Below are 15441 nucleotides of genomic sequence, written 5' to 3' on the forward strand. Positions count from 1 at the left end.
TCGCGAGGCTGCAGCTGCGGCGCTGGCGGAGCGAACGATCCTAACCCGCGCCCGCCAGCCGCACGCCGGCGCGCAGGAATTTCTGCGGGTCGACGGCTTCGCCATCAATGCGGGTTTCGTAGTGCAGATGCGGGCCGGTGGATCGGCCGGTGGAGCCGACTTCGCCGATCACCTGGCCGATCTGGATGCTCTGGCCGACCTTGGCGATGATCTTCGACAGGTGGCCGTAACGGGTCGACAGGCCGTTGCCGTGGTCGATCTCGACCATCTGGCCGTAGCCGCCCTGCCATCCGGCATTCACCACCTTACCGACCGCGGTGGCGCGGACCGGATCGCCGCTGGAGGCGCGGAAGTCGAGCCCGGTGTGCATCGCCGGACGGCCGAGGAACGGATCGGAGCGGACGCCGAAGCCCGAGGAGAACTCGACTTCGCCGAGCACCGGCTTGCGATACGGCACCAGGGCGAGGGCGCGGTTGAGGCGTTCGAACTGCGAGCGGCTGATGTAGATCCGGTACAGCTGCCGATCGAACGCGCTGGCGTTGGCGCCCGGCTGTTTCACCGGCACGAACGGGCCGCCGACCGCGGCGCGCGGCGCGGAGGCTTCGATGCCGCGGGCGTCGAGGCCGAGATCGGTCAGCACGCCGCGCATCCGGCGCGCGCGCGACTCGAAGCTCTCTTCGACCGCGCCGAGCGAGGCGACCTGGCGGCGCTCGACCTGATCGAGCGAGGTCTGCAGCCGCATCAGGACGCTCTCGACGCCCTGGCTCTTGGCGAATTGGGTCGGCGCCTGTTCAAGCGCCGACGGCGACGTTCGCGATTCCAGCCGCGCCTCGCGGTCCGGCGGAGCGACGAAGATCACGGTGTCGTTGATCGGCGACGGCTTCGGCCGGCTGCTAGTCTCGGCTTCGAACGACGGCGTACGGGTCGGCTTGATGCTGCCGGTGGCGCCGACGTCGGGCAGGGCGCTGAGCGCGCCGGCGCGCGACTCCAGCAGCGACTGCCGCCGCATGATCTGTTCGAGCTTCTGATCGAACTGCTCCTGGTCGAGCAGCTGCCGGCTGGTGGTGCGATCGACCTTGGCACGCAGCTCGGCGATGCGGTCCTCATACGCGTATTGCATCTCGGCCTGGCGGGCGATCAGCCGCGTCAGTACGTCGTCACGGAAGGTGAAGTACGTGGCGGTCGCCGCGCTCCAGCAGCCGAGTAGCACGATGCTGCCGACCACGATCCAGAACAGCACCGGCCCGATCCGCACCTGACGGCCGGCATGCGCGATGGTGTAGCTGTTACCGGTCGGTGCCGGCCGCTGAGGCGGACGTGCCGGGCGTGGCGCCGCCGGCCGGGGCGCCTGGACTTGTTGGTGGCCGTGGGGGTGAATCGCTGCGGATGGGTGGCCGGAACGGTACGACATCGGAACTCCCGCGCCGAACGGAACTCGTCACGGTTCCGCTCAAGACGCGGTGCGATTTGACCCCTGCATGGTTAATTTTCAGAAAATGAAAACTATCAAGATTGCGCGGCAGCGAGCACCTGATCGGCGTGGCCGTCGACCTTCACGTTGCGCCACACCCGCGCGACGCGGCCATCGGCGTCGATCAAAACCGTGGTGCGAATAATCCCTTGGAACTTTCGGCCGTACAGCGATTTCTCGCCCCAGGCACCATACGCTTCGAGCATCGCGTGCGTGGGGTCGGACAATAGCGGCGTCGCCAGCTGATGCTTGTCGCGGAACGAGTCCTGCGCCTTCACCGAGTCGGCCGAAACGCCGAGGACGGCCGTGCCGCAGGCTTTGAAATCGGCGGCGAGCCGGGTGAAGTCGATCGCCTCACGGGTGCAGCCGGGCGTGTTGGCCTTCGGGTAGAAGAACAGCACCAGCTTGCGACCGGCGAAGTCGGCGCGCGAGATCTCGCCGCCGCCATCGCGCGGCAGCTTGAAGTCCGGCGCAACGCTGCCTTCGGCCAGGCCCGCTGGCTTGGTCGCCGAGGGCTTGGTGGCGGCGGATTTGGTCGCGGGCTTTGCGGCAGCCTTCGTCGCCGCCGTCTTGGCTGCGGGCGCCTTTGCAGCGGGTGACTTGGCGGCCTTCTTCACCGCCGTGGTTTTCGCGGCGGTGGTCTTGGCCGCCGCCTTCGTCGTCACCTTGGAGGTTTTCTCGACCGCGGGCTTGGCGGTCTTCTTGGATGGTTTCTTGGGCGTCGGCTTGGGCATGCGCCTTCCTTTCGTCGCTTTCGAAGGGTCAAACATCGATTATCGCCAGGAAACGATGCGAGTTTGCCGCTGCTGGGCAAATCCGTCGACCTCGGGGTATGGTTGCAGGGATTCGGCGTACCGACCATCCCCGTTTGTTCAATGGGCCCGTTGGGCCGGTGGCGAGTTGAGGTTTCAAGCGAGGATTGGCAGCAATGCCGCCACAGGAGCGCATCCTGCGCGACGGCGCACACCCCTCCCGCGAAGAACCGGCTCCTGACGCGCGCGTGCAACGAGAGGCAATGGCCAAACATCCGACGCCGGACCAGTCCGACCCGCACGCTGGCCATGACTGCAACGATCCCCATTGGCACGAGGGTCATTGGGATCACGAGCACGAGGAAGATGCGCGGCATCGTGCGCGTAAGCTGCTGAAGCGCCGTAACCTCGGTCTGCATCGCATCGACGACTGGCCGAGCCGTCGCACCCCGGGTGCGCCATGGCTGAAGCGGACGCTGCTGACCATCGCGGTGGTCGGCGCCGTGCTGATGGCTGGATTCGCCGGACTATGGCTGCGGCTCGGCGTCGGACCGATCAATGTCGACATGGTGACGCCGTGGCTTGCGGACGCAATCGAAGAGAACATCGGTCAGGGCAACACCGTTGAGATCGGCGGCACGCAAATCGAGCGGGCCGGCCGGATTCGTGTCGCGCTGCGGATTCGCGACATCGTGGTGCGCGACCGCGATCACGTCGTGGTCGCCTCGGCGCCCAAGGCCGAAGTGCGGCTGTCCGGCGGGGCGCTGCTGACCGGCAAGCTGCGCGCCGAAAGCCTGCGGCTGGTCGGGGCCGAGCTCGCGATCCGGATCGATCCCGACGGCCAGGTGACGGTGTCGGCCGGTTCGACCGATCGGCCGCTCGCCACCGGCATCGCGCCCAGCGGCCGTCCGGCTGAATTCAAGCTGCCGACCCAGCCTGCGACCCCGGATGCTGGGGCGGTTGCACCCGGTGCCACGGCGCCGTCGGGATCCCCCACCACACCGCCGCCGGCCACCGATACGTCGGACACGATGAAGGGGGTGCTGGCCGGGCTCGAATGGCTCGACAGCCTGAGCCTGAGCGGGCTCGACGGGCAGAACCTCAATGAGATCGGACTGAAGAACGGCAACCTGGTGGTCGATGACCAGCAGCGCGGCAACCGCTGGACCTTCGAGAACATCTCGCTCAGCTTGCGTCGCCCCAGCACGGGCGGCGTCGCGCTCAGCGTCGGCGAGGAGGGCGGGCTCAAGGCCTGGTCGCTCCGCGTTCAGGTCGGCCCGGCGCATGACGGCGTCCGCTCGGTCGAACTCCACGCCAACCAGGTGCCGACCCGGACCTTGCTGCTGGCGCTGCGGCTGAAGAACCTGACCTACAGCGCCGACTTCCCGCTGACCGGTGATCTGAAAGGCGAAGTCGGCCGCGACGGCGTGCCGACCTATTTCCGTGGCAAGCTGACCGCCGGTGCCGGCACCGTGATCGATTCCGACACGCCCGACTATCCGATGGCGATCGACCAGATCGAAACCTCGTTCGAGTGGGATGCCAACCGACGTGTGCTGATCGCGCCGTTCAAGGTGCTGGCCGGCCCGAACCGGGTGACGCTGCTGGCTTCACTCGAGCCGCCGAACGGCAGCGTCAACGATTGGCGGCTCGGATTGTCCGGCGGCACCATCGTTCTGCCGGGCGCGCAGAACGAGAGTCCGCTGATCTTCAACCGGATTGCCGTCCGGGTCCGGTTCGACAGCGCCAACCGCCGTGTCCTGCTGACCCAGGCCGACGTCAGCAATGGTGAAATCGGCGTCGCCGGGTCCGGCAGCATCGATTACTCCAGCGAGCCCCGGCTGACGCTGGGCCTTGCTGGAACGCCGATGTCGGTCTCGGCGCTGAAACGGATGTGGCCGGCGCTGATCGTGCCGGAGCTGCGCGAGTGGGTGAACGACAGAATCCTCGCCGGCTCGATTCAGACCATCGACATCGCGATCAACTCGCCGATGAAGAACCTGTCGCGCCGCGGTCCGCCGATCCCGGACGAAGGTCTCTTGGTCAACATCCTCGGCAACGGAGCGGCGATCCGTCCGGTCGATGGCATGCCGGTGGTGAAGGATGCCGATATGCGGGTGCGGGTCACGGGCCGCACCGCGACGGTGGCGATCAATCAGGCTAATGCCGACACCGATGGCGGCCGCAAGGTGGCGCTGTCGGACATTCTGTTCGAGGTGCCGGATCTGGCGCCGAAGCCGGCACCGGCACGGATCAAGTTCAAACTCGAAGGCCCGGTGCCTGCCGTCGCCGAAGTGCTGGCCTCTGGCCGCCTTAGCGACGCTGCGGCGCTTCCGATCGATCCGAACACCAGCAAGGGAAACGTGTCGGCGCAGGTCGCGCTCGGCATGCCGATCCAGCGTGAGCTGACCAAGCAGGACACCAGCTACTCGATCACCGCCGACCTGAATGGCTTCTCCGCCGACAAGCTGGCGATGGGGCAGAAGCTCGAAGCCAATACGCTGAAGGTGATCGCCAACAATCAGGGCTACCAGGTCAAGGGCGACGTCAAGATCAATGGCCAGGCGGCGGCGCTGGACTATCGCAAGCCGGTCGATGGCGATGCTGACGTCAAGTTGCAGGCGACACTCGACGATGCCAGCCGCGCACGGCTCGGCGTCGATCTCGGCAGTGGTCTCAGCGGCCCGCTCGGCGTCAAGCTGACCGGCAAGATCGGCGACAACGAACAGGATTCCAAGTTCGGCATCGAAGCTGATCTCACCCCCGTGAAGGTCGACAATCTGCTGCCGGGCTGGAGCAAGCAGCCGGGCAAGCCCGGCAAGGCGACCTTCAACGTGACGCGCAAGCCTCAGTCGACGCGGCTCGATGATGTCACCCTCGAAGGTGGCGGCACGCTGATCAAGGGCTCTCTTGAAGTCGACCCCGACGGCGACCTGATCAACGTCAACTTCCCGGTGTACTCGCCGTCCGAGGGCGACAAGGCCATGCTGAAGGCCGACCGAGGTCCCGACGGCGTGCTGAAGGCGGTGATGCGCGGTGACGTATTCGACGGCCGCGGCTTCATTCGCTCGGCGCTGTCGGGCAGCTCCACTGAAGCCAAGGGCAAGAGCATCGATTTCGATCTCGACCTGAAGTTCGGCGCGGTCGCCGGCTTTTCTGGCGAGGCGCTGCGCAGCCTCGACATCAAGACCACGCGCCGCAACGGCAGCATCCGCAGCTTCACCATGAACGGCAAGCTCGGCCGCGACACGCCGATCACCGCCGATCTGCGAGGCCGCAATCAGGGCCGTGAAGTGATCTATCTCGAGACCAACGACGCCGGCGCGTTCTTCCGCTTCACCGACAGCTACTCGAAGATGTATGGCGGCCAGCTCTCGCTGGCGGTGGAGCCGCCGGGCGGCGAGCCGCGCGAGAAGGAGGGCCTGATCAACGTCCGCGACTTCACCGTAAAGGGCGAAGCCGCGCTCGACCGTGTCGCCGCCGGCGCGCCGGGCGGACCGCCGCAGGGACTGGCATTCTCGCGCCTGCGGGCCGAGTTCAGCCGGCAGAACGGCACGCTCACCATTCGCGACGGCGTGGTGAAGGGGCCGACGATCGGCGCCACGATCGAAGGCTCGATCGACTACGGCGCCAACCAGGTGCGGATGAGCGGCACCTTCGTGCCGATGTACGGGCTGAACAACATGTTCGGGCAGATCCCGATCGTCGGCCTGTTCCTCGGCGGCGGCAGCAACGAGGGCCTGATCGGCGTCACCTACGAAGTGGTGGGTACGCCGGGCAAGCCGGTGCTGCGGGTCAACCCGATCTCGGCGATGGCGCCGGGCGTGCTGCGCAAGATCTTTGAATTCAACACCGGCCGACAAAATAACGGCGCCGATTTCCCGGCGCCGCCCAACTAATCAGATAACGACCTATCTCTGTTATTGCGAGCCAACGGGGCCGGCCTCTGGTCGGTCCGATCACGGGCTCCGCGAAGCAATCCAAGCTCGGTACACGGAGTTGGATTGCCTCGTCGGCTTTGCCTCCTCGCAATGACGAGGTCTGGCGTTACTTGCCCCGCAGCCACGGCACCATGCGGCCGAGCGTTGCGTCGTGGCGGAAGTACTGGTGCCACAGCGCGCCGATGACGTGGATCAACACGACGATCGCCGTCAAAAGAAACAGTGGTTCGTGCGCCGCATGCAGCGCGCCGGCGATCGCGTCGTTCTTCGCCAGCGGCGGAATGCCGAGCAGGTCGACGCCGCGGCCGGAGAACAGCGTCATGCCGAGGCCGGTGATCGGGACCGCGAGCAGCAGCAGGTACAGCAGGCCGTGGCTGATCCGGGCGATCACCTCGGTGATGCGCGGCGACGGCACCAAGTCCGGCGCGCCGTGGATCTTGATCCACAGGATGCGCAGCACGGCGAGGCCGAGCACCGCGGTGCCGACGGCCTTGTGCCAATCGTACAGCGTACGCCGCAGCGGGTCGGTTTTCTCCAACCCGTGTGCGTAGTTCATCGAGGCGAACAGGGCGATTACGGCGAAGAAAATCAGCCAGTGAATGAGGACAGCGAGCGCGCCGTATTGGGCGGGCCCTTTGTCGGCGGTATCAAGGGTCGTGGTCGTCATGATGTCTCCGAAGCGAAATCGCGGCACGTCAAAAACCGCCGCGCGAGCAGCCCACCGGATGATGCCCGGCAGAGCCGCGGCAGCGATGTGATCGAGCGCAATTTGGCCGAACACATTTTGCTGATCGCAGGGGCGAGGGGCCGCTAATGGCCCGGTCTATGCCACGCAGGCATTGCGAAGTCATGACTGATAGCTGCGACTGCAACGCAACAGCGTGGGCTTATTGTCGCTCCCGCAGTGCCGGGACCACCAGGAACGGGATCATGCCGAGCACCACGCTGACCAGCGCGAAGCCGAGCACCGGATTGTAGCTCTGGGTGAGGTCGTGCAGCAGGCCGCCGCACCACGAGCCGAACGCCGAGCCGAGGCCGCTGCCGATCGAGATCGTGCCGTAGATCGTGCCGACGCGCTTGCCGCGGAAGATGCTCATCGCGGTTGCGGTGATCAGCGGGCCGCGCGAGCCGATCATCGAGCCGAAGCAGATCACGAAGCCGCCGAGCAGCAACAGGTTCGGATACCACTGCAGCAGCCACAGCAGCACGAGGCCGGTGATCGAGATCGCGTAAGAGAACAGGATCGACGGCCGCCGTCCGATCACGCCATCCAGCCAGCTCACGCCGAGCATGCCGACTACCAGCACGACGCCGGAGAAGCCCCAGGCGGTCGCTGCCTGTAGGGGCGTGAAACCTGCGTCGACCAGATAGGCGACCACCTGCGCCGAGATCGAATACATCCCGATTGCGGTGAAGAAGAACGTCGCGAACAGCGCCCAGAACGCGTGATGGCGCATCGCGCTTCCCAGCGTCCAGCCGTCCTCGTCGGCATCCTGTGCGGGCCGTTGCGCGTGTGCGTCCGCCCCGGCGGCGAACCGGCGCCACGGCATCAGCGATAGCGGCACCAGCAGGATCAGCATCGCGCCGCCCAGGATCAGATACGCCTCGCGCCAGCCGTACCGGTCGATCAGCAGCTGCGCGATCGGCAGCATCACCAGCACGCCGGCGCCGATCGCCGAATACACCACCGCCATCGCGGTTGGCAGCCGCGCGCCGAACCAGCGGCCGAGCAGGATCGAGTTCGGAACGTTACCGGTGAAGGCGATGCCGAGGCCGACGCAGAGGCCGACGGTAAGCTGCAATTGCCACAGTCGCTCGGCATAAGCGGCGATCAGCAGCGCGCCGCCCAGCAGCGTCATGCCGAGGGTGTAGACCACGCGCGGGCCGTAACGATCGAACAGCCGGCCGACCAGAGGTGAGGCGAGGCCGGTGCACAGCGCCGTCAGCGAATAGATCGACACCACCTCGGCGCGGTCCCAGCCGAACGAGGCCGAGATCGGCAGCAGGAACACGGTGAAGCTCTCGCCGAGCCCGCGGCCGAGCAGCGACAGCACGAAGCACAGGCCGAGAATGAACAGGCCGGTGCGCGAGGCACGGTGATCCAAGGACGATCCTTCCCGAACGAGTCCGCGTTTTTCACATCGAACGCGGTTTTGCCGGAAAGGAGCAGGGCCCGCCCGCGAATGGGGCTATGCAAGCCGAAGCAGCACGTGCTTCTTCTTGCCCATCGACAGCTTGATCACGCCGTCCGAGGACAGGTCGGTCGCGGTCAGCGTCATCTTCTCGTCGGTCACTGGCGCATCGTTGACCTTGAGGCCGCCGGCCTTGATCTGGCGGCGGGCTTCGCCGTTGGAGGCGACCAGCCCGGTCTTCTCCGCGAACGCCACCAGCACGCCGATCCCGGCATCGAGCTCGCCGCGGCTGATCTCGACGCTCGGCAGATCCTGCGCGGTGCCTCCCTGTTCGAAGGTGGTGCGCGCGGTGGCTTCCGCCTTGTCTGCCGCTTCGCGGCCGTGCATCAGCGCGGTCGCCTCGGTGGCCAGGATTTTCTTGGCGTCGTTGATCTCGGCGCCCTGCAGCTTCGACAGCCGCTCGATCTCGTCCATCGGCAGCAGCGTGAACAGCTTGAGGAAGCGGCCGACGTCGGCGTCCTCGGTGTTGCGCCAATACTGCCAGTAGTCGTACGGCGCCAGCATGTCGCCGTTGAGCCAGACGGCGCCAGCCGCGGTCTTGCCCATCTTGGCGCCCGAGGCGGTGGTGAGCAGCGGGCAGGTCAGTGCGTGAAGCTGGTGGGTGCCCATCCGGCGGCCGAGATCGACGCCGGTGACGATGTTGCCCCACTGATCCGAGCCGCCCATCTGCAGATTGCATTTATAGCGCCGCGCCAGCTCGACGAAGTCGTAGGACTGCAGGATCATGTAGTTGAATTCGATGAACGACAGCTCCTGCTCGCGGTCGAGCCGCAGCTTCACCGAGTCCATCGTCAGCATACGGTTGATCGAGAAGTGGCGACCGATCTCCCGCAGCATCTCGATGTAGTTCAGCTTGGTCAGCCACTCGGCGTTGTCGGCCATCAGCGCGTCGCTGTGACCGTCGCCGAACTTGATGAACTTCGAGAACGTGCCCTTGATCGACTCCTTGTTGGCGTCGATCTGCTCATAGGTGAGGATCTTGCGGGTCTCGTCACGGCCCGACGGATCGCCGACGCGCGTGGTGCCGCCGCCCATCAGTGCGATCGGCTTGTTGCCGGTCGCCTGCAGCCAATGCAGCATCATGATCGAGAGCAGATGCCCGACATGTAGCGAGGCCGCGGTGCAGTCGTAACCGACATACGCGACCACTTCGCCCTTCGCCGCGAGCGCGTCCAGCGAGTCGGGGTCGGAAATCTGATGAATGAATCCCCGACTTTGGAGAACATTCATAAAATCAGACTTAAAAGCGGTCATCTGTATCGGTCTCTGATCACGGTTATTTCACGCATCGCGCAGATCGCGCGCGAAGACGCCCAGGAATGTCTTTCGGGCGCGTTACCCTGTGGCATTATAAGAACTAGGTGTTTGACACAAGTTGGACATTCCGCAGCGGCCAGAGAAGGCGCGTGCCATGATGATGACGGCGATCGGACTGATGAGCGGGACGTCGCTCGACGGCGTCGATGTCGCTCTGATCAAGACCGACGGACGGCGCGTCGGAGCGCTCGGACCGTCGGGCTACCGGCCTTACACCGAGACCGAGCGCAGCCTGCTGCGCCAAGCGCTTGCTGAAGCGGTGCAACTGACTGCGCGCGATGCTCGGCCCGGCGTGCTCGCCGAAGCCGAGCGCGCGGTGACGATCGCCCACGCCGAGGCTGTCGCCGCGTTTGTGGCGCAGAACCGGCTGTCCCCCGGGAGCGTCGATATCGTCGGCTTCCACGGCCAGACCGTGCTGCACCGGCCGGCCGAAAAGCTCACGGTGCAGATTGGCGACGCCAAGGCGCTGGCCAAGGCGATCCGCATCCCGGTGGTGTGCGACTTCCGCGCCGCGGATGTCGCGGCCGGCGGGCAGGGCGCGCCGCTGGTGCCGGTGTATCACCGCGCGCTGGCGCAATCGCTCGGCCGCGACGGCCCGATCGGGGTGATCAATGTCGGCGGGGTCTCCAACGTCACTTATATCGACGGCACCGACACGCTGATTGCCTGCGACACCGGCCCAGGCAACGCGCTGCTCGACGACTTCATGTTCCGCACGCTCGGCAAGCCGTTCGATTGCGAAGGCCGGCTGGCGTCGCAGGGCGTGATCGATCAGGCGTGGCTCACGGAAGCGCTGCAGCATCCGTTCTTCGCCAAGCCGACGCCGAAATCGCTCGACCGCAACGACTTCGCCAACCTGACCTTGCGCGACTGGTCGCCAGCGGACGGGGCGGCGACGCTGACGGCGTTCACCGCGCGCGCGATTGCGGCGGTGCTGCCGCTGCTGCCGAAGCCGCCTCAGAGTTGGATCGTGACCGGCGGCGGTGCGCGCAACCTGACGCTGATGCGGATGTTGCGCGAGGCGCTGGCTCCAGCCAGCGTCGAGAGCGCCGATGCGCTCGGCTGGTCGGCCGATGCGATGGAGGCGCAGGCGTTCGGCTTCCTCGCCACGCGCGGGCTGAAGGGGCTGCCGCTGAGCTATCCGGCGACCACGGGCGTCGCCTTTCCGATGACCGGCGGGCTTCTGGCGCGGCCGTAAGGCAGATTCCGAAAACCGAAGACCGGTTTCGGATCAGATGTTGCCCTCGCGACTTAGCGGACGTTGGCGAGCCGCATGTCGAGATAGGACGTGATCGTCTCCATCAGCGGCTCCATCCGGTCTTCGAAGAAGTGGTTGGCGCCCGGGATGGTCTGCTGGTCGATCACGATGCCCTTTTGGGTCTTCAACTTCTCGACCAGGGTGTTGACGTCCTTGGCCGGCGCCACGATGTCCTTTTCGCCATGGACGATCAGGCCGGACGACGGACAGGGCGCCAGGAACGAGAAATCGTAGCGGTTCGGTTCCGGCGCGATCGAGATGAAGCCTTCGACCTCGGGGCGGCGCATCAGGAGCTGCATGCCGATCCAGGCGCCGAACGAGAAGCCGGCGACCCAGCAGGCGCGCGCTTCGGGATTGATGGTCTGCGCCCAATCGAGCGCGGAGGCCGCATCCGCCAGCTCGCCGGTGCCGTGGTCGAACGACCCCTGGCTGCGACCGACGCCGCGGAAATTGAACCGCAGCACCGAGAAGCCGCGGGCCACGAAGGCGTAATACACCTGATAGACGATCGGGTGGTTCATGTTGCCACGGAACTGCGGATGCGGATGCAGCACCATCGCGATCGGCGCGTTCTTCTGCTTCGCCGGGTGGTAGCGGCCTTCAAGTCGGCCCGCCGGACCGGTGAAAATAACTTCGGGCATCAGCGATCCTTGCGCGACATCGTGGGATTCGGCCTGGCGCGCCGGGCGCGCGCGGGTCCTGCCAGCAACGGCCGCCGGCTGCCGCAACGCGGAGGGGGCAGGCGGCCGGCGGAAACGGGGAGCTGCGTTCTAGCATGGAGCGCAGGGCCAAATGCAAGCATATTGAGCAGGGTGGCCGCGGACTGCGGTGCCAGGGGACGGACTGGGAGCTGTCCCGAGACAAGGAATGAAGCGCGGTGACGGCCAATCGAGTGTATCTGGACTGGAATGCGACCACGCCGCTGCGGCCGGAGGCCAAGGCCGCGATGGCGGCGGCGCTCGACGTCGTCGGCAACCCGTCATCGGTCCATGCCGAAGGCCGTGCCGCGCGCGGGCTCCTCGAACAGGCCAGGGCGCAGGTGGCGGCCGCGGTCGGCGCCGCGCCACGCGACGTGGTGTTCACCTCCGGCGGCACCGAAGCCAACGCGCTGGCGCTCACCCCAGGACTCCGGATCGGCTCGGAACCCGTTGAGCGGTTGCTGGTTTCGGCGGTGGAACACGCATCGGTGCTGAGCGGCGGCCGGTTCCCCGCAGATCGTGTCACCCAGATCCAGGTGACGGCGGACGGGGTGTTCGATCTCGATCACCTGCGCGCGTTGCTGGCCGATGGCGGTCCGGCGCTGGTGTCGGTGATGCTCGCCAATAACGAGACCGGCGCACTTCAGCCGATTCGTGAAGTTGCTGAGATGGTGCATGAAGCGGGCGGCGTGCTGCACGTCGACGCGATCCAGGCGCTGGGCAAGATTCCATTCGGAATCAAGGAACTCGGCGCCGATCTTGTGTCGCTGTCTGCCCACAAGATCGGTGGTCCGAAGGGCGTCGGCGCGCTGGTGCTGAGCCCGAGGCTGACTGGACCGGAGCCGCTGCTGCGCGGTGGCGGCCAGGAGCTGGGGCGGCGGGCCGGCACCGAGAATCTGATCGGGATCGCCGGTTTCGGCGCCGCAGCGGCGGTGGCGATTCCTGTGTTGGCCGGCGACATGGCCCGGATCGAAGGATTGCGGACACGGCTCGAGGCGGGGTTGCGACACATCAGGCCGGACGATGGAGTGATCGTCTCGGCCGGTGCGCCACGGCTGCCCAACACCACGCTGTTCGCGGTTCCGGGATTACGCGCGGAAACTGCCGTGATCGGCTTCGATCTTGCCGGAATCGCGGTGTCGTCCGGCTCGGCCTGCTCGTCCGGCAAGGTGCAGCCGTCGCACGTGCTCGAAGCGATGGGGTTCGGTCCGGAACTTGCACGGTCAGCGATACGGATCAGTCTCGGTTGGTCGAGTAGCGAATCCGACATCGATCGATGCCTGCAGGCTTGGAGAAAGCTCGCTGGCAACCTAACTAAAAGGGATCATGAAACAGTGCTTGAACGGTTCTAAGAGGGTTTCATCCCGCGCCGGATCGTGTAAGCATGTCTCAGCAGATCCACCGCGGTCCTTGAAACCGCGAGCGGAGGTTTGAATGGCTGCCGTACAAGAGACCGTCGATCGGGTCCGCCAGATCGACGTCGATCAATATCGATATGGATTCGAGACCCTGATCGAATCCGAGAAGGCTCCGAAGGGGCTTTCGGAAGACATCGTCCGCTTCATCTCCGCGAAGAAGAACGAGCCCGACTGGATGTTGCAGTGGCGGCTCGATGCCTATCGCCGCTGGCTGACGATGACCGAGCCGAGCTGGGCGCGGGTGTCGTATCCGAAGATCGACTTCCAGGACCTGTATTATTATTCGGCGCCCAAGCCGAAGAAGCAGGTCGGCTCGCTCGACGAGATCGATCCTGAGATTCTCAAGACCTACGAGAAGCTCGGCATCCCGCTGCGCGAAGTCGAAGTGCTGGAGGGCGTCGTTCGGCCCGAGGGCGAGCGCAAGATCGCGGTCGATGCGGTGTTCGACTCGGTGTCGGTGGCGACCACCTTCCAGGCCGAGCTGAAGAAGGCCGGCGTGATCTTCATGCCGATCTCGGAGGCGATCAAGCATCACCCCGAGCTGGTCCAGAAGTATCTCGGCAGCGTGGTGCCGACCTCCGACAATTTCTACGCGACGCTGAACTCAGCAGTGTTCTCCGATGGCTCGTTCGTCTACGTGCCGCCGGGCGTGCGCTGTCCGATGGAGCTGTCGACCTATTTCCGCATCAACGAGCGCAACACCGGCCAGTTCGAGCGCACGCTGATCATCGCCGACAAGGGCTCCTACGTCTCTTATCTCGAAGGCTGCACCGCTCCGCAGCGCGACGAGAACCAGCTTCACGCCGCGGTGGTCGAACTGGTGGCGCTGGACGACGCCGAGATCAAATACTCGACGGTTCAGAACTGGTACCCCGGAAACTCGGAAGGCAAGGGCGGCATCTACAATTTCGTCACAAAGCGTGGCGACTGCCGCGGCGCCAATTCCAAGATCTCCTGGACCCAGGTCGAGACCGGTTCGGCGATCACCTGGAAGTACCCGAGCTGCATCCTGCGCGGCGACAATTCGCGCGGCGAGTTCTACTCGATCGCGATCTCGAACGGCTATCAGCAGGTCGATAGCGGCACCAAGATGATCCATCTCGGCAGCAACACCACCAGCCGGATCATCTCCAAGGGCATCGCCGCCGGCAAGTCGCAGAACACCTATCGCGGCCTCGTCACCGCCCATCGCAAGGCCAAGGGCGCGCGCAACTTCACCGCCTGCGACTCGCTGCTGATCGGCGACCAGTGCGGCGCGCACACCGTGCCCTACATCGAAGCCAAGAACGCCTCGACGCTGTTCGAGCACGAGGCGACCACGTCGAAGATCTCCGAGGACGTGCTGTTCTATTGCATCCAGCGCGGCCTGTCGCAGGAGGAGGCGGTCGGCCTCGTGGTCAACGGCTTCGTCAAGGACGTGCTGCAGCAACTGCCGATGGAATTCGCGGTCGAAGCGCAGAAGCTGATCTCGATCAGCCTCGAAGGTTCGGTCGGGTAACCCCGGCAAAGCTTCACGGGGTGGCCGAGCCGCGGCCGCCTCGCAGGATCCGCAACGATAAACTCTTATCAACTCATCCTTCGAGACGCGCGCCGTCGATCCTCAGGGTGAGAGCCAAACAGGAAGGTCGTTATGGCTGTATTGCTCGAAGTGAAGGACCTCCAGGTCAGCGTCGCGGATCGCGAGATTCTGCACGGGCTGACGCTCACGGTGAACGAAGGCGAAGTGCACGCGATCATGGGGCCGAACGGCTCCGGCAAGTCGACGCTCAGCCACGTCATCGCCGGCAAGCCGGGCTACGAGGTGACCGGCGGCGAGATCCTGTTCAAGGGCGAGAACCTGCTCGAGATGGAGCCGAACGAGCGCGCCGCCAAGGGCGTATTTCTGGCGTTCCAATACCCGGTCGAAATCCCCGGCGTCGCCACCATGAACTTCCTGCGCACCGCGCTGAATTCGCAGCGCAAGTCGCGCGGCGAGGATGAGCTATCGACTCCGGATTTCCTCAAGCGGGTGCGTGAAGTCTCCGGCTCGCTCGGCATTCCGCAGGAGATGCTGAAGCGCGGCGTCAATGTCGGCTTCTCCGGCGGCGAGAAGAAGCGCAACGAGGTGCTGCAGATGGCGCTGTTCCAGCCCAGCCTGTGCATCCTCGACGAAATGGACTCCGGCCTCGACATTGACGCGCTGCGGATCGCCTCCGAGGGCGTCAACGCGCTGCGCGCGCCGAACCGCTCGATGGTCGTCATCACCCACTATCAGCGGCTGCTCGACTACATCGTGCCGGACGTCGTTCATGTGATGTCGAAGGGCAAGGTCGTCCGCAGTGGCGGCAAGGAGCTGGCGCTCGAACTCGAAGCCAACGGCTACGCGCAATATCAGGAAGCCGCGGCCTGAGCGCC

11 protein-coding genes are annotated in these 15441 nt (G+C 65.7%); 5 read left to right on the top strand and 6 right to left on the bottom strand.

The window, feature by feature from the left end; all coding sequences use genetic code 11:
- Window positions 1-40 precede the first annotated feature (40 nt).
- Together HZF03_RS11945 and HZF03_RS11950 are read right to left on the bottom strand one after the other, a co-directional pair.
- On the bottom strand, window positions 41-1411 hold the full coding sequence (locus tag HZF03_RS11945) for a M23 family metallopeptidase (RefSeq protein ID WP_119018276.1): 1371 nt from the start codon (window positions 1409-1411) through the stop codon (window positions 41-43).
- Window positions 1412-1506: 95 nt separating this feature from the next.
- Window positions 1507-2205 carry a peroxiredoxin gene (locus HZF03_RS11950; protein WP_119018277.1) on the bottom strand — a complete coding sequence of 233 codons (699 nt, stop codon included), beginning with the start codon at window positions 2203-2205 and terminating at the stop codon, window positions 1507-1509.
- A gap of 194 nt (window positions 2206-2399) precedes the next feature.
- Here HZF03_RS11950 and HZF03_RS11955 point away from each other — a divergent pair, with 194 nt between their 5' ends.
- Window positions 2400-6122 (top strand): YhdP family protein, encoded by a 3723-nt coding sequence (locus tag HZF03_RS11955; RefSeq protein ID WP_119018278.1) that lies wholly within the window; start codon window positions 2400-2402, stop codon window positions 6120-6122.
- Between the two features lie 148 nt (window positions 6123-6270).
- Here HZF03_RS11955 and HZF03_RS11960 read toward each other — a convergent pair whose 3' ends face one another.
- From HZF03_RS11960 to tyrS, 3 genes are all read right to left on the bottom strand, one after another.
- Window positions 6271-6831, bottom strand: a complete 561-nt coding sequence (locus tag HZF03_RS11960; protein ID WP_011158008.1) for a cytochrome b — start codon at window positions 6829-6831, stop codon at window positions 6271-6273.
- Window positions 6832-7051: 220 nt separating this feature from the next.
- On the bottom strand, window positions 7052-8269 hold the full coding sequence (locus tag HZF03_RS11965; RefSeq protein ID WP_119018279.1) for an MFS transporter: 1218 nt from the start codon (window positions 8267-8269) through the stop codon (window positions 7052-7054).
- An 84-nt stretch (window positions 8270-8353) separates the two neighbouring features.
- Window positions 8354-9610: a tyrosine--tRNA ligase gene (gene tyrS, locus HZF03_RS11970; RefSeq protein WP_119018280.1), complete on the bottom strand. Its 1257-nt coding sequence runs from the start codon at window positions 9608-9610 to the stop codon at window positions 8354-8356.
- A gap of 157 nt (window positions 9611-9767) precedes the next feature.
- On the opposite strand from tyrS, the gene HZF03_RS11975 reads away from it, so the two are divergent.
- Window positions 9768-10871, top strand: coding sequence for an anhydro-N-acetylmuramic acid kinase (locus HZF03_RS11975; protein WP_119018315.1), 1104 nt, complete (start codon window positions 9768-9770; stop codon window positions 10869-10871).
- A 53-nt stretch (window positions 10872-10924) separates the two neighbouring features.
- On the opposite strand, the gene HZF03_RS11980 is transcribed toward HZF03_RS11975, so the two are convergent.
- The gene (locus tag HZF03_RS11980; RefSeq protein WP_011158012.1) at window positions 10925-11572 is read right to left on the bottom strand and encodes an alpha/beta hydrolase; all 648 of its coding nucleotides are present in this window, start codon (window positions 11570-11572) and stop codon (window positions 10925-10927) included.
- 236 nt (window positions 11573-11808) lie between these two features.
- On the opposite strand from HZF03_RS11980, the gene HZF03_RS11985 reads away from it, so the two are divergent.
- From HZF03_RS11985 to sufC, 3 genes are all read left to right on the top strand, one after another.
- A complete protein-coding gene (locus HZF03_RS11985) occupies window positions 11809-12981 on the top strand; it encodes a cysteine desulfurase family protein (protein ID WP_119018281.1) in 1173 nt (390 codons plus the stop codon).
- Between the two features lie 82 nt (window positions 12982-13063).
- On the top strand, window positions 13064-14545 hold the full coding sequence (gene sufB / locus HZF03_RS11990; protein WP_011158014.1) for a Fe-S cluster assembly protein SufB: 1482 nt from the start codon (window positions 13064-13066) through the stop codon (window positions 14543-14545).
- 132 nt (window positions 14546-14677) lie between these two features.
- The gene (gene sufC, locus HZF03_RS11995) at window positions 14678-15436 is read left to right on the top strand and encodes a Fe-S cluster assembly ATPase SufC (protein ID WP_011158015.1); all 759 of its coding nucleotides are present in this window, start codon (window positions 14678-14680) and stop codon (window positions 15434-15436) included.
- Window positions 15437-15441 lie beyond the last annotated feature (5 nt).

This window comes from Rhodopseudomonas palustris, from assembly GCF_013415845.1.
Classification (GTDB): Bacteria; Pseudomonadota; Alphaproteobacteria; order Rhizobiales; family Xanthobacteraceae; genus Rhodopseudomonas; species Rhodopseudomonas palustris_F.